This is a genomic window from Flavobacterium sp. KY-23415 (assembly GCF_055384985.1).
The window spans coordinates 4582374-4606675 of record NZ_AP044001.1 but is presented as its reverse complement, the minus strand read 5'-3'; the positions used below and the strand labels follow the sequence as shown (position 1 = coordinate 4606675).

General features: G+C 31.4%; 21 protein-coding genes. 7 read left to right on the top strand and 14 right to left on the bottom strand.

Annotation, left to right across the window (positions count from 1 at the left end; translation table 11 throughout):
- The first annotated feature begins 59 nt into the window (after positions 1-59).
- Complete coding sequence (locus tag ACZ49Z_RS20245) at positions 60-575, top strand: hypothetical protein (RefSeq protein WP_464306103.1); 516 nt, start codon at positions 60-62, stop codon at positions 573-575.
- A 97-nt stretch (positions 576-672) separates the two neighbouring features.
- Here ACZ49Z_RS20245 and ACZ49Z_RS20240 read toward each other — a convergent pair whose 3' ends face one another.
- The 3 genes from ACZ49Z_RS20240 to ACZ49Z_RS20230 all read right to left on the bottom strand — a co-directional run bounded on the left by ACZ49Z_RS20240 (position 673) and on the right by ACZ49Z_RS20230 (position 5914).
- Positions 673-1461 (bottom strand): TrmH family RNA methyltransferase, encoded by a 789-nt coding sequence (locus tag ACZ49Z_RS20240; RefSeq protein ID WP_464306102.1) that lies wholly within the window; start codon positions 1459-1461, stop codon positions 673-675.
- Positions 1462-1591: 130 nt separating this feature from the next.
- Positions 1592-2881 carry an amidohydrolase family protein gene (locus ACZ49Z_RS20235; RefSeq protein ID WP_464306101.1) on the bottom strand — a complete coding sequence of 430 codons (1290 nt, stop codon included), beginning with the start codon at positions 2879-2881 and terminating at the stop codon, positions 1592-1594.
- Between the two features lie 18 nt (positions 2882-2899).
- Positions 2900-5914, bottom strand: coding sequence for an amidohydrolase family protein (locus ACZ49Z_RS20230; protein WP_464306100.1), 3015 nt, complete (start codon positions 5912-5914; stop codon positions 2900-2902).
- 353 nt (positions 5915-6267) lie between these two features.
- Between ACZ49Z_RS20230 and ACZ49Z_RS20225 the strand changes: the two genes are divergently transcribed.
- Positions 6268-8862, top strand: coding sequence for a DUF6923 family protein (locus ACZ49Z_RS20225; protein WP_464306099.1), 2595 nt, complete (start codon positions 6268-6270; stop codon positions 8860-8862).
- 77 nt (positions 8863-8939) lie between these two features.
- Here ACZ49Z_RS20225 and ACZ49Z_RS20220 read toward each other — a convergent pair whose 3' ends face one another.
- The 6 genes from ACZ49Z_RS20220 to ACZ49Z_RS20195 form a co-directional block, all read right to left on the bottom strand.
- On the bottom strand, positions 8940-9464 hold the full coding sequence (locus ACZ49Z_RS20220; protein WP_464306098.1) for a GNAT family N-acetyltransferase: 525 nt from the start codon (positions 9462-9464) through the stop codon (positions 8940-8942).
- On the bottom strand, positions 9461-10000 hold the full coding sequence (locus ACZ49Z_RS20215; protein ID WP_464306097.1) for a GNAT family N-acetyltransferase: 540 nt from the start codon (positions 9998-10000) through the stop codon (positions 9461-9463). The genes ACZ49Z_RS20220 and ACZ49Z_RS20215 overlap by 4 nt, the downstream gene beginning before the upstream one ends.
- An 87-nt stretch (positions 10001-10087) precedes the next feature.
- Positions 10088-11131 carry a D-alanine--D-alanine ligase gene (locus ACZ49Z_RS20210; RefSeq protein ID WP_464306096.1) on the bottom strand — a complete coding sequence of 348 codons (1044 nt, stop codon included), beginning with the start codon at positions 11129-11131 and terminating at the stop codon, positions 10088-10090.
- Positions 11132-11806, bottom strand: a complete 675-nt coding sequence (locus ACZ49Z_RS20205; protein WP_464306095.1) for an NRDE family protein — start codon at positions 11804-11806, stop codon at positions 11132-11134.
- Positions 11794-12282 (bottom strand): DinB family protein, encoded by a 489-nt coding sequence (locus ACZ49Z_RS20200; protein ID WP_464306094.1) that lies wholly within the window; start codon positions 12280-12282, stop codon positions 11794-11796. Before ACZ49Z_RS20200 ends, ACZ49Z_RS20205 begins: the two co-directional genes overlap by 13 nt.
- Positions 12283-12422: 140 nt before the next feature.
- Positions 12423-12866, bottom strand: coding sequence for a DUF4268 domain-containing protein (locus ACZ49Z_RS20195; protein WP_464306093.1), 444 nt, complete (start codon positions 12864-12866; stop codon positions 12423-12425).
- A gap of 66 nt (positions 12867-12932) precedes the next feature.
- Between ACZ49Z_RS20195 and ACZ49Z_RS20190 the strand changes: the two genes are divergently transcribed.
- Together ACZ49Z_RS20190 and ACZ49Z_RS20185 are read left to right on the top strand one after the other, a co-directional pair.
- The gene (locus ACZ49Z_RS20190; protein WP_464306092.1) at positions 12933-13577 is read left to right on the top strand and encodes an NUDIX hydrolase; all 645 of its coding nucleotides are present in this window, start codon (positions 12933-12935) and stop codon (positions 13575-13577) included.
- A gap of 95 nt (positions 13578-13672) precedes the next feature.
- Positions 13673-14476 carry a lysophospholipid acyltransferase family protein gene (locus tag ACZ49Z_RS20185; RefSeq protein ID WP_464306091.1) on the top strand — a complete coding sequence of 268 codons (804 nt, stop codon included), beginning with the start codon at positions 13673-13675 and terminating at the stop codon, positions 14474-14476.
- 39 nt (positions 14477-14515) lie between these two features.
- On the opposite strand, the gene ACZ49Z_RS20180 is transcribed toward ACZ49Z_RS20185, so the two are convergent.
- The 4 genes from ACZ49Z_RS20180 to ACZ49Z_RS20165 form a co-directional block, all read right to left on the bottom strand.
- Positions 14516-16186, bottom strand: coding sequence for an IS1182 family transposase (locus ACZ49Z_RS20180; RefSeq protein WP_464304835.1), 1671 nt, complete (start codon positions 16184-16186; stop codon positions 14516-14518).
- Between the two features lie 97 nt (positions 16187-16283).
- Positions 16284-17162 (bottom strand): TraB/GumN family protein, encoded by an 879-nt coding sequence (locus tag ACZ49Z_RS20175; RefSeq protein ID WP_464306090.1) that lies wholly within the window; start codon positions 17160-17162, stop codon positions 16284-16286.
- 11 nt (positions 17163-17173) lie between these two features.
- Complete coding sequence (locus tag ACZ49Z_RS20170) at positions 17174-17815, bottom strand: hypothetical protein (protein ID WP_464306089.1); 642 nt, start codon at positions 17813-17815, stop codon at positions 17174-17176.
- Positions 17816-17819: 4 nt separating this feature from the next.
- The gene (locus ACZ49Z_RS20165; protein WP_464306088.1) at positions 17820-18314 is read right to left on the bottom strand and encodes an RNA polymerase sigma factor; all 495 of its coding nucleotides are present in this window, start codon (positions 18312-18314) and stop codon (positions 17820-17822) included.
- 115 nt (positions 18315-18429) lie between these two features.
- On the opposite strand from ACZ49Z_RS20165, the gene ACZ49Z_RS20160 reads away from it, so the two are divergent.
- Positions 18430-19734: an NAD(P)/FAD-dependent oxidoreductase gene (locus tag ACZ49Z_RS20160; protein WP_464306087.1), complete on the top strand. Its 1305-nt coding sequence runs from the start codon at positions 18430-18432 to the stop codon at positions 19732-19734.
- A 159-nt stretch (positions 19735-19893) separates the two neighbouring features.
- Positions 19894-21561, top strand: coding sequence for a glycosyl hydrolase family 18 protein (locus ACZ49Z_RS20155; RefSeq protein WP_464306086.1), 1668 nt, complete (start codon positions 19894-19896; stop codon positions 21559-21561).
- 56 nt (positions 21562-21617) lie between these two features.
- On the opposite strand, the gene ACZ49Z_RS20150 is transcribed toward ACZ49Z_RS20155, so the two are convergent.
- Positions 21618-22679, bottom strand: coding sequence for a DUF3810 domain-containing protein (locus ACZ49Z_RS20150; protein ID WP_464306085.1), 1062 nt, complete (start codon positions 22677-22679; stop codon positions 21618-21620).
- Positions 22680-22772: 93 nt separating this feature from the next.
- On the opposite strand from ACZ49Z_RS20150, the gene ACZ49Z_RS20145 reads away from it, so the two are divergent.
- Positions 22773-24236, top strand: a complete 1464-nt coding sequence (locus ACZ49Z_RS20145) for an aminoacyl-histidine dipeptidase (protein ID WP_464306084.1) — start codon at positions 22773-22775, stop codon at positions 24234-24236.
- The last annotated feature ends 66 nt before the right edge of the window (positions 24237-24302 follow it).

The following is a 24302-nucleotide window of genomic DNA, read 5'->3' as shown; positions in this document are numbered from 1 at the left end:
TTAGGATGGAATTATAAAAAAAACAACTACTTTTGCACCGCCCAAATTTTAAATTTACCATGAAAAAAATTACAGTATTATTTTTTCTATTACTATTGTCTTGTTCTTCAGATAATGAAATAGGAAATGAAGTTACAAATGAAACTTTTGAAGGTTTCAAAAATTATGTTTTGAATAATAACTCTGATGAGTTCAATAAGCTTGAATCTATTGTTGAAAACCTAATAGTGCCTATGCCTTGTTTTGATATTAATTTTAGCACAACCCATAAGGTTTCAGAATCTCCTGTTTATGATTACAGTGTTATTTTTAGATGGAATGCTAATGTTGTTTTTACTGCTACGAATAGTTTGTATATGCAAATTGAACCTTTGCCAATTGGTTCGCACCCTGTTCAAAATATTCCAATGATGACAACCAATGAAGGTCAAATTTCAATGCAAGACCCCACTTTTTCGCCTTCACTGCCAAATGTTCCCTATAAACATTTTAATTACAGATTTGTATATAGTGATACTTCCAATCCGAGTTGTGATGGAGAAAGTCAGTGGTATTATTTTAATTTAGTACAATAGGCTTATAAAGAATTTGATATTCTTTTTTTTAATAGAACACTTGTAGCTTTTGGTTGCAGGTGTTTTTTATTACAGTAAATTTGGGCGATAAATGTTACTAGAAACCTCTTTGTCTTTTAGCTTCAAATAATAAAATTGCAGCTGCTACTGAAACATTCATAGAATCTATTACACCTTGCATGGGTATGATGATATTTTTTGAACTTTCTTTTCTCCAAATTTCAGTCAATCCTGTAGCTTCAGTTCCAACGACGATTGCGGTTGGAGTAGTGTAGTTTTGTGTGTGATATGAAGTTGAGTCTTGAAGCGTTGCTGAATAAATTGCAATATTGTTTTCTTGCAGAAAAGAAACTGCTTCTTCTGAAGTAGCTGTAGCAATTTGTCTGGTAAATAAGCAGCCTACACTAGAGCGAACAATATTGGGATTATACATGTCGCTTTTAGGATTAGCTATAATTACAGCATCTATATTTGCAGCGTCTGCCGTTCGTAGTAATGCTCCAACGTTTCCAGGTTTTTCAGGAGCTTCTGCAACAAGAATTAATGGATTTTTAGATAAATTTAAGTCAGATAATTGTAAAGATTTTGTTTTAGCAATAGCCAAAACACCTTCTGTAGTATCTCTATAGGCTAGTTTCTGAAAAACCTCTTTTGAAATTTCTATTATTTCTGTATTTGTTTTAGTATAGTTATGCAATTCTAATTCTGAAACTAAATCAGGGTAGAATAGGAGAGTAGTTATTTCATAACCTCCTTTAATTGCCAATTCAATTTCACGTTTGCCTTCAATTAAAAAAGTTCCAGTTTGTTTTCTGGCTTTGGCTTTTTCTTGTAGTTGAACAAGTGATTTAATAAATGGATTTTGTATTGAAGCTATTTGTTTCATGAATTTTGAATTGGGTGACAAATCTACAAAGTTATTTATTTAAATGAAATGGTATAATGTTTAAAAAAAATCCCATAAAAGCTAATCATAGTTTTATGGGATTTGATATTGGATAATAGTTTAATTAAACCTATTTTTCTGCATTAAATTTTTCAGAATAGCGATCATATAATTCTGATTGATGACTTTCTAAACTAATTTTACGTCCGTCAATAAAAGCAACTGTTATTTTATTTGTTCTCATGTCTAAAGCATCACCTTCAGAAATAAACAAGGTAGCACTTTTTCCCGATTCTAATGTACCATAATTTGCATCTATACCTAATATTTTTGCGGTATTTGCAGTAATTAGCTTTAAGGCTTCTTCTTTGTTCATTCCCCAAGCAGCACAAGTTCCTGCATAAAAAGGGAGGTTTCTAATTTGCATACGTTCCATGTCTCCTGCATTTTGAAGCCCCACAAGAATTCCAGCATCTGAAAGCAGTTTCGCATTTTTAAATGGTAAATTTACATCTTCATCTTCTAATAAAGGTAAATCATGAACTCTTCTTAATAATACAGCAACATTATTATCCTTTAAAAGGCTGATGTTTTTATAGGCATAATAACCACCAACGAGTGTCATTTTTTGAATATTATTTTTCTTTTTAAAAAGTATTGCATCTACAATTTCTTTTTCTCCATCAACATGCACAAAAAGTTGTTTTTCTCCAGTAGTTAAACCTTTCATTGCTTCATAAGGAATGTCTCTTTTTGTAGAGTTAGTGTTTATGTAGGCATTAGCATCATTAATAAAATCTTGAATTTCTTTAATTTGATCATCATATTTTTTATTCGGTTCAATTCCTCCTGGTTCTGCCCACCACCCAGAACGAGAATAACTTCTTGGCCAGTTAAGATGAATTCCATCATTTTCTTTAATTACCGCATCTTCCCAATTCCAAGCATCAAGTTGCACAACCGATGAAGTACCTGAAATTCTACCTCCTCTTGGGGCAATTTGAGCTAAAAGAACACCACTTGGTCTTGCGGCTTCAACCAGTCCTGATTCTGTATTATAGGCAATAATACTTCTTATATGTGGATTCATTTGTCCCATTTCATTTTCATCATCTGAAGCTTTTACTGCGTCAATCTCTACTAGTCCTAAAGTAGCATTAGGGGCAATAATTCCAGGATAAATTTCTTTTCCAGTGGCATCTATGGTAATATCATGTTTACTAACTTTAGTTACAGTTGCATCTGCAATGGTTGCAATTTTTCCGTCTATGATGGAAATGAGACTGTTTTCTATTATTTTTCCATTACCAATGTGTGCTTTACCTCCAGTAATTAATATACTTTCTTTTTGTTTTGAAGCGGGTGTTTGTTGACTAAATGTAAGACAACTAATTAATAATGTGACTATATATTTTTTCATTTTTTTCTACATTTAAAATTATTGATACTTTGAGTGGGCAATTTTACAATTTTCTCCCACAGTATCACAATGGTAGTGACCAATTTCCTTTTTCTTTGGAGCTTGTGTTTTTAAACCTTTATTTTTAGCTTCTAATAAATCATTTGTCAACGCACTACGTTGTTTTTGAATACTGGCTAAAGTAGCGGCTTCGTTTTCTAAGTCATAGAAAATAATTCCATCAACAATTGTTTTTTCTGCTTTGGCATAGATAGATAACGGATTATCTGTCCAAAGTACCACATCTGCATCTTTACCTACCTTAATGCTTCCAATTTTATCATCTACTTGTAATAACTTAGCAGGGTTAAGAGTTACAAAGTTCCAAGCTGTTTCTTCGGAAACATTACCATATTTTACTGCTTTTGCTGCTTCTTGATTTAGACGTCTAGACATTTCTGCATCGTCTGAGTTGATTGAAACTACGACTCCTTGACCATTCATTAGGGCAGCATTATAAGGGATTGCGTCTTTAACTTCATATTTATAGCCCCACCAATCTGCGAATGTTGATCCACCAACACCATGAGCTGCCATTTTATCTGCTACTTTATATCCTTCTAAAATGTGTGTAAAAGTTTGAATTTTGAAGTTGTAGCGTTCTACTAATTTCATTAGCATGTTGATTTCAGATTGCACATAGGAATGGCAAGTAATGAAGCGTTTTTTATCTAAAATTTGGACTAGAACTTCCATTTCAATATCAAAACGAGGTGCTATTTTATTTTTGGCTTTACTTTTATTAAAGTTTTCCCATTCTTGTTTGTATTCTAATGCACGAGAAAAATAATCTTCATATACTTGCTCAACACCCATTCTTGTTTGTGGAAAACGTCCGCTTCCCCAGTTGGATTGTTTTACATTTTCACCTAATGCAAATTTGATATATTTTGGTGCGTCTTTAACTAGCATTTCATCGGGTGTGTAGCCCCATTTCAGTTTGATGAATGCTGCTCGCCCTCCAATTGGGTTTGCAGAGCCATGTAATAGATTGGCAGAGGTTACTCCACCAGAAAGATTTCTGTAAATATTAATATCGTCAGAATTGACTACATCTTCTATAGTTACTTCTGCTGAAGAGTTTTGCCCTCCTTCATTTACTCCTTTCGAAATAGCAATATGGGAATGCTCATCGATTATGCCAGCAGTTAAGTGTTTTCCTGTCGCATCAATTATTCTGGCATTTGCATTTGAGATGTTTTTACCAATTTGAGTGATTTTCCCATTTTCTATTAATACATCAGTTTCCAGAAGATTACCTTCTTTTTCTCCAGTCCAAACCGTTGCGTTTTTGAAAAGAAGACGTTCTTGTTTTGGCTTTTCACTATTGCCATAGGCGATATTAGGAAAAGTTACAGGAACCATTTCAGGAATTTTAGGTTCTTCTTTTTTGTCTTCTTTTTTGTCTTCTTTTTTGTCTTCTTTTTTAATTGCAGACCAAACAGTTTCATTTCCATTTTCTAATACAGCTTTTCCTTTAAGACTATTTTGATTTTTTGTACCTGTTAGCCTGTAATAAGTTGTATTTATAGTGTCGTTGGTTTTAATTACTAATGAAACCCAAGGTTCATTATAGGTAATTTTTGTTCCATAATTAATACTGTCTTTAGCAATTTTTGCTTCAAGTTTGTCTAATTCGCCAGTAAGTTTTAATTCGAATGTTTCATTGTTGAAAGTTAAATCATAGTTGCCACGAATATCTTCAATATCCATTTTGTCTATGATATTTCTATTTCCTTGAATCCAGTTTTCGTGTATAGTACTTTTCTCATCGAAAAGATCACCAGAAACGATTATAAAATTGGCTAGTGCTCCTTTGTTTAAGGAACCAATAACATTCGACTGATTTAATAATTTTGCTGGAATCTCTGTTAATGCTGCTAATGCTTTTTCTTTCGGAAGTCCATAAAGAACAGCTTTTCTTAAATTGGCTAAAAAGTCTTTGGTGTCTTTATTGTCTGAAGCTGTAAGTACAAAATTAATATTGTTTTCTGCTACTATTTTTAAATTGAAAGGAGCCTGATTCCAAAATTTCATATCGCTTAAACTAACTTGTTGCGCTAAATAAGGATCGGAAACATCATAGGCTTCTGGAAAATTTAAAGGAATAATATAGGTTGCTCCTGTTTTTTTTATTTCGTCAATTTTTACAAATTCATCACCATCTCCTTTAATTATATAGTTAACGTTAAATTCTTTACCAATTTTGTTTGCTCTTAATTTATTTAGAATATCGCCTGCATCAAAAATTTGTAATAAGTTTTTATTAGCATTAAAGCTTTCTAAAGACAGGTCTTTTGTTTTTGAGTTTCCAGCAGCATACCATTTTGCATCATGATATACTTGGCGAATTAATGCCATGCTTCCCATTAGCGAAGAAGGGTAGTTTTGATTTGAAAATTTACTTCTATTGAATGTAAAATGTTGTGATACTTTTGTGTTTAGAATGCGTTTTGCATTGTTATCATCATCATTCAAAGTCCAAAGTAAACCAGTACCAGCAATTACACCATCATTAAGATGACTAACAACTGTTCCGAAACCAATCTTTCTAAGTAAATCGGCAGTTTTTGAATCATATTTTAAGTTTTCATAGGCATTGTATTCTGGCTTAATATGGTCATTCCAGTAATATCCTTCTCTACTGGTGTCATATTCTCTAGCAAAACCTCTTGTAACGGTTGGTTGAGGTTTGTCTATTCCAAATTGGCTATAAAGATCAATAAATGAAGGGTAAATTGTTTTTCCAGTGGCATCAATTATTGTTGCATTTTTAGGAACAGAAATATTTGCTCCAACATCTATAACTTTTCCTTCTTTTAATAGTAGGGTTGCTTTGTCTATTTTTTGTGTTGATGTAACATAAATTGTTGCATTGGTTACTGCAACATAGTTTTTAAAAGATTGTTTTACGCCATCATTTTTAGGAAAGTAATCTTGGGCATTACTTATTAATGTGATGTAAAATACAATCAAGAGTGTGTAAATTCTCATAGAAAGTTTCGGTTTGGTTGTTAAAAGTGCTAAATATAGTAAGAATTAGTTTTTAGCTATATAAACCAATTTTAATTTTGGTTTTTTTTAACGTTTGTCTTTTTTTCCTATAGTAAAATGACTCTTTTGTTATATTTGAAACCTTGCTTATTAGTTCTTGAATTTTTTTAGAATAGTTTTTTTTGTATCTTTAAAGTACTGCTATTGATTATAAACCAATAATTATTAGGCCTTAAAAATAGTTCGTCGAAGGAAAGACGTTTTTTAACGACAATCAAATTGTGTTAGCCGAAGATAAAATAATTAAGGGTATAAAAATCTTAACTTTATATAACATTTTAAATATCAATAGCATGAAAAAAAATACTACTTATATTAAAGAAATTTGGTTAATGAGTACTTTATTGCTGATTAACTTTAATGTTTATGCACAGAATAATCCTTTTTATTGTGATTATAGTGCCTATTTGTTTCAATTTAATGATGTGTATTCTATAGACTTAGCTTCAGGAAACTCATATTTGGTGGCTACCGATGTAACGCCTGGTAATATTAATGCAGCAGCATACAATCCGGCGGATGGTTATATTTGGGGATATTTAAGTTCACCAGACAAAACAATAGTTCGAATTGGACAAGATTTTGCTACAACGACTTATTACATACCTGAGTTGACAACTGGAAATAAATATGTTGGAGATATTAATGCAAATGGTATTTATTATCTTAAAGCAGGTGGAGCCACATATTATAAAATAGATTTAGATCCTGAATCTCCAAATTTTGGAACCTATATTTCAACAGAAAGTTTATCACAAAGTATTTCTGTCCATGATTGGGCTTTTAATGCAACCGATGGGTATTTATATACTGTTGAACAAGGCTCTAATATTTTATATAGAATTGACTCATCCAATGGAAATGTAACATCGTTGGGTGTTGTGCCTATACTTAATGGTTTAAGCTATACCTATGGGGCAGTTTATTTTGATGCAGCAGGGAATTTCTATGTGTCTGCAAACCAAACGGGAACTATTTATATTATTAACAATGTTCAAAATTTAGATGGTAATAATGCAATTGCATCCAATCTTTTTGCTTTTGGTCCATCAAGTTCAAGTAATGATGGAGCTCGCTGTCCAACGGCACCAGTACCACAAGAAGATTGCTCAAATGGAATTGATGATGATGGTGATGGATTAGTAGATTGCGATGATCCTTCTTGTTCTGGTTATGGTTCTTGCCCTGTAATTCAACCTCCAGTTTCTGGAGGAAACGAAGGTGGTTTGGAAAGTAATAACAGATTAGCTCAGCAGATAAATAAACGAAATTTTAACCGCGCAAAAAATAGCTATAAATTTAATAGTGAGAAAGCAAGAAAGGTGATTAGAAGTGCTAATTATGGCACTAAGAGCACCAATAGTTTTCAATTAGCAGATTTTATTCCTGTTGGAACTTTACTTGAAGACGAAGCAATAGAGTCGACACCTTTGGATTTATTGAATATTACAAATGCAACTCAAGTATATTCTGTAGATTATATTAAAAATAATAAGTCAATTGCTTCTATTTTAGCACTAAAAACGGAAGATGGTGTCTATGAGCATACAAAATATATTTGTGATCGATTATTAGGCGCACAATTATTATCGGTTTCAACTATCGAAATTGATGGTCAAACATTTATTAAATCGATAATTAAAAATACAGATGGCTCTATGGAATTTGTATTGAGTTTTTCTGCAAAAGTGATTAATAGCGATACTAATTTTGCAATTGAAAGTCATTGGAACTTATCTTCCTATGAAGATAATGTAACGTTCTATAATTTTCAAATTTGGACTAACTCGTTAGACGACTTGTATCGACTTGGTACCGAAGTTTTGCACTTAGTGAATGTTCAAAAACCGATTTCAAGTTTTAATAATTCTTTGCCTCCAACAGTCTATGTTAGAAAAGGAAAATATAATAATGGAAATTTAGATTTACAAGTTGTTAATACCAATCGTACTCAAGATGTTACTTTTGATGCAGGACTGAGAGTGACTGAGACAAGTGGAAATACTTCTTTAACATCTCAAATAAATCTTGCTGGGAATTATATCACTAATTTACAATTAGCGACAGGTGCTCTTTTTGACGTTGGTTTTAGAATTGGTGATGGGATTGCAACTCCAGATGATTTGTTCATGTCTGACGGTCCTTGGGGAGTAGATGATTCAGGAACAAACACATCGGTTACTAATTATGCAGTTTTACCTAACGCTACTCTTTTTGATATTGATGAATTTCCAGTAGAAAGAAACGTAGTTCTGAGTGCAAATATTACAGATTATGTGGCCGTTTATAGAGCATTAACACCTAGGTTTAAGGCTGTGGATTTGTCAGATTATCAAAGTTTTAAATTGAAAGCGAAAGGAACAGGGATTTTGGAAATTAGATTTGTGAAGCAAAGTATCAATGATTGGGAAGAGCAATATAAAACGTCTATTGTTTTAACCAACTCTCTTAAAGATTATGCTATTCCTTTTTCTGTGTTCACAACTACAGACGGTTCTGAATTAGTACTAAATGATATTAAAACGATTGTTTTTACAATGAAATCTGAAAATGGAACGATGGTAACGAAGGAAATGACATTGGAAGATATTCGTTTTTCGAAAGAATATATAGAAACATTTAACACTTCGGATTTAGATAGAATAAGCATTCAACCTAATCCTATGGTAACTGAATCTTCACTTCATTTTATTACACTACAAGAAGAAACGGTAACGCTATATGTTTATAACCAGCTTGGTAAAATTGTTGAAGAGATTAATTTTGATGCTGTAAATGGTAGAAATGAAATACAAATTGGTAGAGGGAAATTAAGTACAGGATTGTATTTCTGTAAGGTTGTGAGCCCTAATCATGACTATAAAGTGATGAAACTTTTGGTCAAATAAATTTAGACATAATGTTTTTTTATAATTTGATTATTTTTTTGCAACCTCAATTTATTCGTTTAGATTGAGGTTGTTTTTTATTTATTATTTAATTTATACCAAACACATGGAATTTCATTATTCCATAGGTATTCATTTTGTATTTGTAGTCCTATTTTTTCTAAAACTTTTCGAGAGCCTTTGTTATCAATATGAGCCGATGCGTAGAGTACTGGAACTTTCAAGGTATTAAAAGCATATTTAAGCCATTCGGTTGCTGATTCGTAGGCAAAACCTTGTCCCCAAAACTCTTCTTTGAAACGATACCCTATTTCATAGAAATTATTGTGATTGTTTTCTTCTTCTGTAATGAATTTTAATCCACACCAACCTAGAAAAGTATTGTTTTTCTTCAAAATAACAGCAAATCTACCGATATTATTTTCTAAATATTGTTGCTGAATGTTTTTAATATAGGCAATGCTTTCTTCAATTGTTTTAACGGGTTTGTTTCCTAAATATTTATGAACATTGGGATTGTTGTCAAGTTGAAACATATCTTCTGCGTCATTTAAATCTATTGGGCGAAGTAATAGACGTTCTGTTTCTAAAATTAAATTCATATTCTAGTGTTTGGATTGTTCATTTGCCACCATTTCCAAAAAACTCCATCTTTATCTAGATAGTCTTCCATAAATTGTAGTCCTATTTTTTGTAGTATGTGATTTGATGCTCCATTTTTAGCATGGGTATAGGCATTCATTTTGGGTATATTCATTTCATTAAAGCCATAATCTAACCAAGCTATTGAAGCTTCTGTTGCATAGCCTTTTCCCCAAAATTTTTCGTTCAAACGATACCCATAATCAAAGAAGTTTGTATTACCGTTTTCTTCGTGTTCATTTACAAATTTAATCCCTGTCCAGCCAATAAATTCACCTGTTTCTTTTAGAATTGTTGCAAATCTACCAATATTGTTTTCTTTGTATTGTTTTTGTACGTATTCAATGGTTTTTATAGTTTCTTCAATTGTTGTTGAAGGCTTTTGCCACAGGTATTTATGTACATTTGGGTTGCTGTCCATGGCAAACATAGCTTCTGCATCATTTATTACTATGGGTCTAAGGAGCAATCGTTTTGTTTCTAGTTTAAGATTCATTTGTATGGTTTTATGTAGTGGAAAAAGTAATAAATCTACAAAAAAATATTTAGAACAGACTAAATTGCAATCTTATACTGTATTTGTTTAAAACTTTAAAATAGTTTCATAATATTCTTGATGCTTTTTAAATTCTTTTATTCCTTCTTTAAATGTCAAATATTGGCAACCATTTTTTTTATTATTGATACTAATTTGATACATATATTTAAAATGGCGGGTTAATTCTTTCCAACCATATAATAGAGAATGTTTTGGGTCATACATGTGGGTTGGTTCGCTAATGGCTCCATTAAGCTCTACTATTTGAAAATTTCTACCTTCTTCAAGTTCTTTATAACTACTGAACATAATATCCATTCTTCCAAAATGAAATCCATCAATTTTGCTACAAATAGAATTAAAAGTATCGATTAGTTTTGGAGTTATTCTATGACTTGCATCTATGAATTTTGTTCCTCTACAATGATTTCCATATGGGACAAGGTTTATAGATTCGTTTTCAGTTAGAATGGTATTTAATTTCTCTTTGTATTCTTTTTCTAGTGTCTCAATCTGAAAAAGGTATCGAGGGTCTTTTTCTAGATGTTCTTTAATTGTGTTTTTGCCATTTCCTTTTATAATCATGAATTCTTTTTGTACAATTCCAGTAATTGTGCCTTTTTCTTGGTTTGGTAGTTTCACATAAAACAAACCAATTTCGTTTTCAAAAGGAATTAATTCTTGAATTAAAAAATTAAAATTGGCTCTTGATATATAATTAATTAATTCTTCTTCTGTATTGATTTTTTTTACAGCTGTTCCCCTCAATCCAATATCTGGTTTGGCTATTAAAGGATATTCTAATTGATGTGTTTTGATGCGTTCTTTTACTTCTTTTAAACTTGTTTTTTCTTGGAACAAAAGTGTTTTTGGGTAGTATTCTTCAGGAATTAAATCGTATATTTCTTTTTTAGATTCCATAAAAAAACCGCCGTTTTTTATAGTCGGGTTTGAAGCATTAAAGAAGAAGAAAGACTTTGCTTTTATGGCATAATATAAATATTGAAAATAGACAGGTAGATAAACAATTTGATAGGGCCAATATTCCCAATGTTTAATTTTATGAAGTAATAAATTTGTTTTTTTCATTTACATTAAATCAATATATTTTGATTTGAGTTCATTTTGAAACTGCACACATTGTGTTATGCTTATTGTTTTTAATAGGTTATTGCGGTTTATTTGCAATCCATAATCTTTATTGTTTGTTTCTGTAAATTGATGAAATTCTAAGAGTAATTCTGCATTTATTGACTTTTTGTTTTTATGAATAAAATCACGAAACCATAGTTCTCTTTCTGCTCTTATTTCTCTAGAGTAGAGTGTTGATGAAGACCAAATGTGGTACTCTTTAGGATTTAATGAAATGGTAGATTTTTCTTTTTCATTCCACTGTAGTTGGTATAGTTCTTTACTATTCGAAAATACGATTGTAAAAGGTTCAATATTGTCTAAATTTATGGTTTCCCAAGCGTCCAAAATACTATTACTGCTAATTAAATCTAGAACGATTAGTCCTCTACTTTTTCTATAACTTTTTTTTGAAAGGTGTTTTTCTTTGGCACCGTTTAATAATATAATAATATTTTTCTCATCAAAAGAAAACCAAGTTCCACCTGCTTTTGGGTCTTTTGGAAATATCACTTTCTTATTATTAATATTATATTCTTTTGGCGGAATGGCTTTTTCCCGAGTAATCTTTTCATCTCGATTTGAGGTAAGACAAAAACCTTCTTTTAAAGGAACGTAGGTTACTGTACACATTGTTTTCTATATTCTATGGTAGATTTTGCAACACCAAAATTTGGAGAAATATTAATCTTAGGGTTTTTCAATAACGCTACTTTCATGAGCGCTTGATGGTGGATGCTGTGTTCTAAATTGTATAACAATTCTCTAAAATAATTAGTTTTAACAGTGAAAAAAACTGCAGTTGTTCCTTGCTCTAATACTAGATCTTTATTCGGTTTGCTAATCACAGTAAGGATATTTTCTATTGCTTTTTTTGCCTCACTAATAGAAGTTTGAAGAATCAAATTTCTATTTCTTTTATCATAGTTTACAGTGCTAAAATCATAAGAATGAATTAAAACTTCATAGAGCTCAATTATATGGCGTGTATGTTCACCAATAGTTGCATTGCTCAATTCTAAGTGGCTATCTGTAAACTCTACATCGTTGATCTGATCTAACAATTGTAGAATTTCTGTAAAATTTTCTTTAATTGAGGTTATTAGCATTGTTTTACTTTTAAAAATTACTGTTTTACTTTTTTGTGTTATAATTTTTTGTCTTTTATAAATTATATTATTTAAAAAAGCATTCAAAACTAAATTCAAATACTGAAAAATTGTGTTTTGTAGCTAACAAAACAATTGTTTTATGTATTTGTTTCAAGATCATTGATATATTCTTCATGCTCATAGAAAAAGCGTTCAAAAGCATCCATTTTCTCATAGAAAAAATCAAAAACACTATTCCAAGTACTTTTGTTGTTGATACTTATCCCGTTGAGTTCAACCCAAATTCGACTAACAACTTTTCCAGATTCTAAATAAAAATCTCTTTCAAATATAGCGTCATTTATGTAATCTTCAAAGAGTATGGTTTTTAAAGATTCAATTTTTTCATAATATATAGTTCTTTTTTCGTCTTCTTTGGGTTCAATTTCGAGAAGAACTTGTGCTTTTTTGTTGTCTATATAGAATTTGAATGCGAAATCTTTTATTTTTGTGTTATATAAAATCCATTTTCTAGGGTATTCTTCTGCAAATTGTATCCAAAATTCTCTTTTTATTCTTTTTGCGTCTTCTTTGCTATACATTATTTAAAAAAATTAACTTAGGTTAAAAAAATTGAAGTAACTTTATATGTCAAAATCCTAATTAAGATGTTATTTCAAGATTTTATAAAATATGTTCCAAAAATAGAAAAAGAAAAGTTGTTAGCGACAGAAGCGCATGCAAAAATGGCTCCTTTGGAAAGAATTTCTTTTTTAAAGGAAATGGACTATCTTGAAAAAGAGCCGAGAGAGGCTGCTGTTTTAATGTTGTTCTATCCAAAAGGAAAGCAAACACATTTGGCTTTAATTGTAAGGAATAGTTATCCGGGGGTTCATTCTTCTCAGATTGGGTTTCCGGGAGGCAAAGTAGAAATAGAGGATAAAGATTTAGCAGCTACTGCTTTAAGAGAAACACATGAAGAAGTTGGCATTTCTCCAGAAAAGATTCAAATTATTAAACCTTTTAGTAAAGTTTATATTCCCCCGAGTAATTTTTTGGTCTCTCCTTTTATGGGCGTTTCACATGAGGAGTTGCAGTTTGTTCCTGATTTCGATGAGGTTAAAAGCGTTTTAGAGTTTCCATTATCTTTATTTTTAGATGAAAGGACAATTACAAAAGTAAAAATGACAACTTCCTATGCAGTAGATATTGAAGTGCCTGCCTTTATGGTTGAAAAATATGTGGTTTGGGGTGCTACTGCAATGATGATGAGTGAGTTAAAAGAAGCTGTTAAAAATAGCATTCGATTTTGAGTTTGAAAACTTGTTTTTTTTTATATTTTTAACATAAAAATGGTTGGTTTTGTTATTTTTGCAACCCAATTTCTATTTTTAAACATACAAAAACTATGGGATTATTAAAAAGAAATCCTTTCGGGCATATATTGTTCTTAAAAAAATGGTTAATTCGTATTGCAGGTACTTTTACTCACAAGCGATATAGAGGTTTTAATCAATTGCATATTGAAGGATCTGAAATTATTAGATCTTTACCAGATACTAATGTCTTGTTTATATCGAATCATCAAACGTATTTTGCTGATGTTGTTTCAATGTTTCACGTTTTTAATGCCTCATTAAAAGGAAGGGAAAATAACATTAAAAATGTTGGTTATTTGTGGAAACCCAAAATGAATATGTATTATGTGGCAGCAAAGGAAACAATGCAGTCTGGATTATTGCCAAAAATTTTAGCTTATGCTGGAGCCATTACAGTGGAGCGCACATGGAGAGCGGAAGGGAAAGATGTGAAGCGCGACGTTAATCCTAATGATACTGAAAATATTAAAATTGCTTTAGACGATGGTTGGGTGGTAACGTTTCCTCAAGGAACCACTCGTTCTTTTAAACCAGTGCGAAAAGGTACAGCGCATATTATTCTTCAGCATAAACCTATTGTGATTCCTATTGTGATTGATGGTTTTAGACGTTCATTTGATAGAAAAGGATTGCGTATTAAAAAGAAAGGGATTCTGCAATCTTTTGTAATAAAACCACCATTAGAAATTGATTATGAAAAGGATACAGTGGATAGTGTTGTTGAAAAAATTGAATATGCAATTGAGCAACATCCTTCTTTTTTGAAAGTAATTCCTGTTGAAGAGCTTGAAGAACAAGCAAGATTGAATAAAGATAGAATGTGGCGGTATTAAATAAATAAAAAAGGGGCTGTCCGAAAAGGACAGCTTTTTTTATGTAGCTATTTTTAAGCTATTTTGTTTTGAAGAAAAAATAATAGCAAAATAACTTTGAGTTACTTTAACAAGGCAAATTTTAGTTTTAAAATAGGCTAGATAAGTGTGAATTTTGGTTTTGAAAACAAATTTTGGCAAGTCTGTCTTGAATGCATTCATTTTTCTAAAGTTGTGTCCAAGGGCCATTAGTAAAAACTCTAATGTTACTTTTTTTAAACCCTTCATTGTGAATCGATTGAATTTATTATTGCTTTTAAGTTGACCAAAAACTGCTTCTACCTCTATTGGACGTTTACTTCGATGTTTTAGTCCTTTTTCACTCATTAGTAGCTTTCTTGCTTTTTCTTTTAATTCATTTAATCGATGATTGACTGATAAAATTCTATTACCTTTTGCTTGATGACATTGACTTCGTAAAGGACATCCTTGGCATCTTTTGGCTTGATAATATGTAATTTGTGATTCATATCCAGTACTGGTTTCACGTTTTCCTACTCCTGTTTTTTGCATAATTTGCCCCATTGGACAAACATAAAAATCGTGTTCTTCGTTGTAGAATAAGTTTTGAACAAGAAAAGGATTGTTTTTTATCTTTCTTTTTTGTTCTTGATGAAAATAGTTGTATTTAACATAAGCATCAGCCTTTTTTTCTTCAAGCATTTGATAATTTTCTTCACTGCCATAACCTGCATCTGCAACGATTTCCTTGCTCTGTTTTTGATAGGCTTTTTCAAAACCTTCAAGATGAGAACTTAAGGTTGTAGTGTCATTTGTTGTTTGATGAATAGAAACATGTGTAATAAATTGGTTTTCAGTAGATATTTGTGGATTGTAAGCAGGTTTTAATTGACCGTTTTTCATATGATCTTCTTTCATTCTCATAAAGGTAGCTTCGGGATCTGTTTTACTATAGGAGTTCCTGTTTCCCATTGTAACCAAGTCTTTTTCATATTTTTCAAGCTTTGGAAGATGTTCCTCTTGAAGTTTTTGCAATTCTCTTGCCTGTTTTTTGGTAGGTTCTTTGAGTTTTTTATTAAGAATCGAAAGCTTTTCTTTTAAACTTTCTGAATCAATCGATTTTGGTAATTCTTCTATATTTAGTTCTTGATTATCAGATTGAATACTGTTTTCAATAGTTGATAGAATATGATTAATTTTAATTTCTAGTTTTTCTTTATATTTCTCAACGGAACCTCTCCATACAAAAGTATATTTATTAGCTTTGGATTCTATTTTTGTACCATCAATATACTGAATGTCTAAGCTAACATATCCCATTTTTACAAGCATTTTTACTACTTCTGCAAAAAGAGTTTGGATATGATTTTTTAAAACTTTACCCCTAAAATCGTTTATCGTTCTAAAATCAGGAGTCGAGTTGCCCGAAATATACATAAAATGAATGTTCTCCTGAAGTGCTTTTGCAATTTTTCTGCAAGAATATACATTAGATAAATAACTGTAAAACAAAACCTTAATCATCATTCTTGGATGGTAAGCTGAAGTACCACCTCCTTTATATTTTTTCAATATTTCACTTATATCTAACTGATTAACAACTTGTTCCACTAAGTGAACTGGATGGTTTTGCGGTATTCTATCGAAAATATTGATAGGAAATAACTCTGGAGAATTGCCTGTTTGATTTTTAAAAACTATCTTAGCCATTGTGTATTTTTGTCTCAACTCTAAGATACTAATTTTAGAGAAAAAATACAAATAAAAAAGGCTGTCCTTACTTTTTGGACAGCCTCTTTTTTATTGTCTATTTTACAGCTTCAACTTTAAAGCCTTTTTTTCGTAGTAGTTTAATTACGCCATTTTCTCCTGCCAAATGTGCTGCTCCAACACCAAAAAAAGTTGGGTTTTCTTTGGCTACTTTTTCAATTACTGGAATCCATTTTTTATTTCTATTGATTAGTAGGTCATTTTCATAATCTGTCATCATTTTGTTATCTGACTCTTTTGTGAAGTTTAACATTGCTTCAATATTTTCACTTTTATAAATAGTCAGCATTTTATTCATTTCTTCTTTATCTTTTTTCAAATCTGATGCTACGGATTTTAATAATTCTTCTATTTGAATTTTATATGGGATTTTATCAAAAACAGCTATTTGTTCTTGAATTGTTTCCAAACCAAATACTTCTTCGTTTTGTTCCTTAGAAATTGCTATTAATTCTGTTTCAACAGCTTTCATTGGGCAATCCAACAGTTTTGGTAGATACATAGAAGTAATGATGAAAGGCTTTACAGTGTTAAACATTTTTATTGGATAGCCAACGTTTTTCTGTAAAAATGCATCTAGTTTTTCTGCTTCTTCTTCTGTAATTAATGAAGTCATTGTAACACCATCTTTCATCATTACTCCACTCATCATAGTTGCTTGTAAATTTGGGTCGTCCATATCAATTTCTAGATAAAGTTGATTGGTTTCATTGAAAGCATTCATTACTTTGTCATCTATATTTGTTTCGCATACGGCATGCATTGTACCATATAGATAGGAAGGTTTTTCTAGACCATTTCCAGAGATTTTCCATAAAAGACTATTGTCCAATTGTTGTGCACTTACGATACAACTAACTAAAAAAAGTGTTGTTATCATTGCAAATTTTGCTATTTCAATAATGAATCGTACCATGATTTAATTTTTTAAAGTTCTAGTTTTTTTAATTCTTCGTAATTCTTATATAGTCTCTTTAACAAAATGCCATATATTAATTTATAGAAGCCCCATAAGAATAATGAAAGAAGGCCAATATAGATAAGGATGAAAAGTAAAGATAAAATAATGAATAAGTTTTTGTAGCCGCTTTCTTCTACCTGATGGTACATTTCAAGTAATTGTGGATCGTAGTTGAACTGATATATACTTGCGAAAATGGCTAGTATTGCAGAATAGAATAAGACAACTTTGATATATACTTGTACTGTTTTTTTTGTTTTTAAAATATTTTTGATTAATTCTTTAACCGATTGGTTTGCATTGATTTTGATGTAGTTTTTATAGAAAATAAATATAAAATATAATAAAATGATGTAGTTTACAATTTCTGATATTGTAATGATATTATATTCGTCGGTTTTATATATTTTATTGACTTGTTCATTTTGTTTCATTAAGAATGAAAGTCCAACCCAGAAAATAAATTCGCAAACACTAATAATAAATATCCACTTCACGATGGAAGAGGATTTTTTGTGTAGCATTTTATAAATTTCTGCTTCACTCAATTGCTGGAAAGCGTTTTCTCTTTTTTTCCAGTCTTTTTTTAATATATCTAATTCATCCATTGTTTTACGGATTTAATATTTTTTTTAATTTTCCTTTTACTCTGTTCATTTTTACCCTTGCATTTACCTCGCTAATTCCTAGTGTTTCAGAAATTTCGGTATAATCTTTATCCTCAAGATATAAGAAAACTAACGCTTTTTCAATGTCGTTCAATTCGCTAATGGCACTGTATAGAAGTTTTAACTGTTCTTCTTCTTCAAAGTTGTAATCTTCTTGTTTAACTCTGTGAAATGTAGTGTCAAACTCTATAGTGTTAAGTGTTTTTTTCTTTTTTCTATAAAGTGTAATAGCGGTATTTAAACCTACTCGATATGCCCATGTTGTAAACTTAGAATCGCCTCTAAATTTTGGATAGGCTTTCCAAAGCTGAATTGTTATTTCTTGAAACAAATCTTTATGGGAGTCTTCATCAGTAGTATATAATCTACAAATTTTGTGGATTATGTTCTGATTTTCCTGTAATTGCTTTACAAAATTTTCTTCCGATGTTTCGTTCATACCGTATAAGTAGTCATTTTGTATTTCTTGTTACAAAGAAAATTGAAAAAAAGGAAACTTAATTTAAAATTTAAAATCTTTGTATCTTTGAAATCTATAAAGAGTAAATTAAAAGATGAATATACCACGAAGTAGTTTTCCGAGAATTGTTATAGTTGGAGGAGGATTTGCAGGAATTGCTTTAGCTAAAAAATTAAGAAACAAAAATGTTCAAGTTGTTTTATTAGACAAACACAATTATCATAATTTTCAACCTTTAATGTATCAAGTTGCAACAGGAGGTTTAGAACCAGATTCTATTGCTTATCCTATTCGGAAAGTGGTTCAAGAACATAATGATTTTTATTTTCGTTTGGCTGATGTTAAAGAAATTGATGCTAAAAACAATAAAATTATAGCTGATATAGGAGAGTTGAAATACGATTATTTGGTATTAGCAACTGGATCCAAAACTAATTTCTTTGGGAATAAAGAAATGGAGCGAAATTGTATGGCTATGAAAACCATTCCGCAATCGTTAAATATTCGTAGTTTAATTCTTGAAAATTTTGAACAAGCACTTTTGACTAATGATATTGAAGAACGACACGCTTTAATGAATTTTGTTCTTGTGGGTGGAGGGCCAACGGGTGTTGAGTTGGCAGGTGCACTAGCTGAAATGAAAAAAGCAATTTTACCCAAAGACTATCCAGATTTGGATGTTCGAAAAATGGAAATTAATCTCATTCAAAGTGGTGATAGAATACTCAATACGATGAGTGAATATGCTTCTGAGAAAGCAGAAGAGTTTTTAATAAAATTGGGCGTTAGTGTTTGGAAAAATATTCGTGTTACAGGATATGATGGTAAGACGGTAACTACCAATTCTGATTTGTCTTTTGATTGTGCAACTGTAATTTGGACAGCTGGAGTTCAAGGGGCTTTAATTGATGGACTAGATGCTAATTCTTTAGTTGCTAGAGCAGCAAGAATAAAAGTGAACCCATATAACCAAGTAGAAGGCTATTCGAATATTTTTGCAGTTGGTGATATTGCTCAAATGACAACGGAAGAATATCCGCTTGGTCACCCAATGATGGCTCAACCTGCGATGCAACAAGGAAGGCAGTTAGCAGAAAATTTGGTTCGTTTAATTTGTAAAAAAGAAATGCAAGCTTTTAAATATAAAGACAAGGGGTCTATGGCAACCATTGGGCGTAATAAAGCGGTTGTTGATTTGCCTAACTATAAGTTTAGTGGTGTTTTTGCATGGTTTGTTTGGATGTTTGTGCATTTGTTTTCATTAATTGGTTTCAAGAATAAAGCGGTTGTGTTTTTGAACTGGGTCTATAATTATATTCGTTTTGATAGAGAAGCACGTTTAATTATTCGACCTTATAAAAAGAAACAAATAGCTAGTTTTACAAGTGATGAGATTTAAGAAAGTGATCTGCTTTTAGTAACAGTATTTAGTTAATTTAATGAAAGGGGGATAAAATTTGATTGATAGTATTAAGTATATTCTTAAGCAGTACCCCTGAAAGCAGTCGGTTCTGGTTTAATATAATGTTATAGTTTTGAAAATATTAATTATAACATTATGATGAGAAATACTTTTATTACTGCTATTGCTTTCTTTTTTTCAATCCTTATTCAAGCGCAACCCAATCACAATAAAATAGTGGTGGGTTATTATGCGCAATGGGCAATTTATGGTAGAGATTATAATATTCCGAATATAGATGGAAATAAATTAACGCATTTAAATTATGCTTTTTTTGATGTTACTTGGGATCCTAACAATCCTCAAAACACCAACTTATTATCTTTAGATCCCTATGCGGATTTTGACCATACAGAAATGGGTATTCCTTGGAACGCTCCAATTAAAGGAAATTTTTATCATTTGCAACAGTTGAAAGCAGCCTATCCGCATTTGAAAATTTTAATTTCTATTGGAGGATGGACAAAATCGCAGAAATTACCCTATGTGGCAGAAAATCAAATAGCCAGAGATGCATTGGCCGCAAAAATGGCACAATTCTTAGTTACCTATCCTTTTATTGATGGGTTTGATATTGATTGGGAATATCCAGTAGTAGGAGGGACTGATGGAACTGAATATGTGAATCAAAGTTTAGTTCCTGCACAACCGCATACTGCAAGTGATCATATTAATCTTGTTCGGTTATTGCAAGCTATGCGTACTGCCATGCCGGGGAAAATTTTAACTATAGCGGCAGGAAATAATGTGAATGATGTTGTTAGTCAATATATAGGTACTAATAATAGGCCTAGTGGTATGACTGATGATTTGACTACTTATTGTGATTTTATTACTTTTTTTGGTTATGATTTTGGAGGAAATTGGTATGACAAAACATGCTATAATGCTCCTTTGTATCCAAGTGGTGTGACAGATGATCCATTACATAGTGCAACAAAACCTCAAGCTTTAAATGTTTTAGTGAATGAGTTGTTGAACAATGTTGGAATTCCAAGTACTAAATTAGTAATGGGGCTTCCTTTTTATGGTAAAATTTTTGATAATGTGGCTCATAATGGAAATGTTCCAGGACTTCCAGGGCTTTATGTTTCTGCTCCAAGAACACCAGCGTGGTGTAATCCTCAACCACCTATTGGCACTTGGGATGTGTATTCTTGTGAATATTCGGGTAGTGTGGAGTTTTGCGATTTGGCTGGAAATGTGGGAACCAATCCTCATCATTATTTAGTGCCTGGTGGCATAAATGTAAATGCAAATGCTGCGGCAGCAGGTTGGGTTAGGTATTGGGACAATACTTGCAAGGTTCCTTATTTATATAATGAAACGACTCATCAATTTGTGAGCTATGATGATACGCAATCTATAGATGAAAAATGTAAATTCATTATCCAAAACAATTTGGCAGGCGGTATGATATGGGAACTTTCACAAGATACAAGAGAAAATAACTCGGCAGTATTGCTTACTCAAGTGAATACTAGTTTTACGCAATATTTAGATGCGACGGGCTTTGAAGATAATTTAAAGAATAAGAGTACTGTTTATTTTAAAGATGATAACTTGATTGTTATGTCTAATCATAAAGTTGAAGAGGTACAAATTTATAATCTATTAGGAATGTTGTTGAAATCTTATTCTGGAATGAATTTCAGTACACAAGAGCAAAATGTGTTTCAAACAAATTTAAATGCTAAGCAAGTGTATATTGTTAATTTATCTTATGAAAATAAAACAATTGAGTCTTACAAAATTGTGAAATAAATTTATTGAATTAGTATGTTTGAGGTGTTATTCATTTATTGAATGGCACCTTTTTTTTACAATTTACTTTCATAACCAATCATTAACCCAACAAATTTGCTATAGCTTTCTAGTCCATCTTTTTGCTGGTTTAATTTCAAGAAGTTATCATAAAAATATTCAAAAAAAGTATCAATAGGGGTGTGGTAGCTTTTCCAAAAGTCTTCATTTTCATCAAAATTTTTAATGACGCCTTTGTTTATTTTTTCTTTAAATGTTTCACTTTTTCCTTCTTCAATTTTTTCTAGATTTCCTAGGCAATACCGCGTTATGAAATTATAGGCTGAATATTGAAAATATAAGTCTTCATTATTAATAGCAGCAATGAAGCCAATAAAATTGCATTCGCTTTCGCTGCCAATACCGGTTTGGTGTGCCATTTCGTGACAAGTAGTCATTGGAGAATTAAATTTTGGTTTTAGGGTGTTTACTTGTGCCTCGTTTGTAAATGGGTTTAAATAGCCACCAAATCCCATATAGCTTAAGGGATAACTTAATAAAGATGCTTTGATGCTTTTGTTTTGATATTGAAATTCTTTGAGTTCGTTTGGCATTTTTTGATAGCCATTTAAAGCTAGCTTAAATATTTCATTGTCTGAATAGGGTATTTGAACAGCTATAGTGTCGTTTTGAGTAATTAATAATTGCAACGCATTTGTTTTGGCAATCATTTTCAAAGTAAATGCTTCTAGTTCTTCAACAGTATATTCTTTTTTGATGTTTAATTTTTTATCTAAAGGGATTCTGTAATAATTCATGCCCCACAGAAAATGGAAAGAAAAGTATAAAATGGAAAGCCAATTTAAGATGGTTAATGCATTAGTTTTCCAGTTTTTTAGAAAATCTTTTTTGTTTTTCCAAATCCATCGTAGTAGTAGTAAAATTAGAACAAAATAAATAATATCTCCTACAGAAAAAGGAATTCCTCCTAATAGATTTCTAGATAAAAAAGCAATTTTGGGATACAAACCTTTGCTATACCATGTTTCAATTAGCTCAGGGAATTGCGACAATGTTTTTACAATTATAATCTGTATGATTAATAAAATTGACAATAGGTATTTTTTCTGTATTCTCATAATATTAAAAACGTAAATATAATTAGAAATCATTTAGTATAGTATTTAAACTTTGTAACTTTGCGCTTTATAAATTTGAAACTATAACATAGCATGAGTCAAGAAATAAGAAATTTAGAACCCAAAGCCCTTTGGAACAAGTTTGCTGATTTAAATGCGGTGCCACGTCCTTCAAAAAAAGAAGAGCGTGTGATTGCTTTTATGATGGAGTTTGGTCAGAAATTAGGCTTTGAAACGATAAAAGATCACGTTGGAAACGTTATTATAAAAAAGCCAGCGACTGCTGGAATGGAAAACCGTAAAACGATTGTTATGCAATCTCATTTAGATATGGTGCATCAAAAAAATAACGATACGGTTTTCGATTTTGACACACAAGGAATTGAAATGTATGTTGATGGGGATTGGGTTAGAGCAAAAGGAACAACCCTTGGAGCTGATAACGGCCTTGGTGTGGCTACTATTATGGCAATTTTAGAAAGTACAACTATTCCTCATCCTGCTATTGAGGCTTTGTTTACTATTGATGAAGAAACGGGTATGACAGGTGCCATGGGTTTACAAGGAGGAATGCTTGAAGGACAAATTTTATTGAACTTAGATACAGAAGAAGACGATGAGATTGATATTGGTTGTGCTGGTGGGGTAGATGTTACTGCTGTAGCAGAATATGACGAAGAAGATACTCCGGAAGCTTCTGTTGGCTATACTATTACTGTGAAAGGTTTGCAAGGAGGTCATTCGGGTATGGATATTCATAGAGGATTAGGAAATGCAAACAAAATTATGAATCGTTTACTTTTTGATGGTTTCGATAATTTTGGATTGCAGATAGCATCGATAAAGGGCGGAAGTTTGAGAAATGCTATTCCAAGAGAAAGTGTTGCTGAGGTTATCATAGCTGGGGTATATGATGAGGCTTTTGTTTTTGATATGCAAGATCTTATTAATGAGATTAGAACAGAATTGAAAACAACGGAGCCTAATCTTCAGATTGTAATTGAGAAATTGGCAACTACTCCTAAGAAAGTGATGCCTCCTATGGCTCAGTATTATTTAGTACGTGCCTTATATACGGCTCATAATGGTGTTTATAGGATGAGTGCTGATTTTGATAATTTGGTGGAAACATCTAATAATATTGCTAAAGTGACTGTAGGGGAAGGGCAACTTAATGTGCAGTGTTTAACGCGTTCTTCTGTTGAAACAGCAAAATTTGACTTAGCCAATGCTTTGCGTTCTGCGTTTGAATTGATGGGTTGTGAAGTAACCTTCTCTGGAAGTTATCCAGGTTGGACTCCAAATGCTAAATCTGAAATTTTAGATGTGTTACGTTCTATTTATGAAAAACAAAATGGAAGCAAAGCGCATGTTGTTGCTTGTCATGCAGGATTAGAGTGTGGAATATTAGGAACAAATTATCCAGATATGGATATGATTTCTTTTGGTCCAACGATTAAAGGAGCGCATAGTCCAGACGAAAGAGCTAGTATTTCTTCTGCTCAAAAATATTGGAAATTTGTATTGGAAATTTTAGAGCATATTCCTGCTAAGTAATTAACAGGTACTATAAGTGCATAGCTAAAGAGGCTATCCAAAAGGTAATGGTTTTGTCGGGCTGAG

Coding starts and splice junctions, on each gene's coding strand:
- ACZ49Z_RS20245 (WP_464306103.1), top strand. CDS start 60: ATGAAAAAAATTACAGTATTATTTTTTCTATTACTATTGTCTTGTTCT.
- ACZ49Z_RS20240 (WP_464306102.1), bottom strand. CDS start 1,461: ATGAAACAAATAGCTTCAATACAAAATCCATTTATTAAATCACTTGTT.
- ACZ49Z_RS20235 (WP_464306101.1), bottom strand. CDS start 2,881: ATGAAAAAATATATAGTCACATTATTAATTAGTTGTCTTACATTTAGT.
- ACZ49Z_RS20230 (WP_464306100.1), bottom strand. CDS start 5,914: ATGAGAATTTACACACTCTTGATTGTATTTTACATCACATTAATAAGT.
- ACZ49Z_RS20225 (WP_464306099.1), top strand. CDS start 6,268: ATGAAAAAAAATACTACTTATATTAAAGAAATTTGGTTAATGAGTACT.
- ACZ49Z_RS20220 (WP_464306098.1), bottom strand. CDS start 9,464: ATGAATTTAATTTTAGAAACAGAACGTCTATTACTTCGCCCAATAGAT.
- ACZ49Z_RS20215 (WP_464306097.1), bottom strand. CDS start 10,000: ATGAATCTTAAACTAGAAACAAAACGATTGCTCCTTAGACCCATAGTA.
- ACZ49Z_RS20210 (WP_464306096.1), bottom strand. CDS start 11,131: ATGAAAAAAACAAATTTATTACTTCATAAAATTAAACATTGGGAATAT.
- ACZ49Z_RS20205 (WP_464306095.1), bottom strand. CDS start 11,806: ATGTGTACAGTAACCTACGTTCCTTTAAAAGAAGGTTTTTGTCTTACC.
- ACZ49Z_RS20200 (WP_464306094.1), bottom strand. CDS start 12,282: ATGCTAATAACCTCAATTAAAGAAAATTTTACAGAAATTCTACAATTG.
- ACZ49Z_RS20195 (WP_464306093.1), bottom strand. CDS start 12,866: ATGTATAGCAAAGAAGACGCAAAAAGAATAAAAAGAGAATTTTGGATA.
- ACZ49Z_RS20190 (WP_464306092.1), top strand. CDS start 12,933: ATGTTATTTCAAGATTTTATAAAATATGTTCCAAAAATAGAAAAAGAA.
- ACZ49Z_RS20185 (WP_464306091.1), top strand. CDS start 13,673: ATGGGATTATTAAAAAGAAATCCTTTCGGGCATATATTGTTCTTAAAA.
- ACZ49Z_RS20180 (WP_464304835.1), bottom strand. CDS start 16,186: ATGGCTAAGATAGTTTTTAAAAATCAAACAGGCAATTCTCCAGAGTTA.
- ACZ49Z_RS20175 (WP_464306090.1), bottom strand. CDS start 17,162: ATGGTACGATTCATTATTGAAATAGCAAAATTTGCAATGATAACAACA.
- ACZ49Z_RS20170 (WP_464306089.1), bottom strand. CDS start 17,815: ATGGATGAATTAGATATATTAAAAAAAGACTGGAAAAAAAGAGAAAAC.
- ACZ49Z_RS20165 (WP_464306088.1), bottom strand. CDS start 18,314: ATGAACGAAACATCGGAAGAAAATTTTGTAAAGCAATTACAGGAAAAT.
- ACZ49Z_RS20160 (WP_464306087.1), top strand. CDS start 18,430: ATGAATATACCACGAAGTAGTTTTCCGAGAATTGTTATAGTTGGAGGA.
- ACZ49Z_RS20155 (WP_464306086.1), top strand. CDS start 19,894: ATGATGAGAAATACTTTTATTACTGCTATTGCTTTCTTTTTTTCAATC.
- ACZ49Z_RS20150 (WP_464306085.1), bottom strand. CDS start 22,679: ATGAGAATACAGAAAAAATACCTATTGTCAATTTTATTAATCATACAG.
- ACZ49Z_RS20145 (WP_464306084.1), top strand. CDS start 22,773: ATGAGTCAAGAAATAAGAAATTTAGAACCCAAAGCCCTTTGGAACAAG.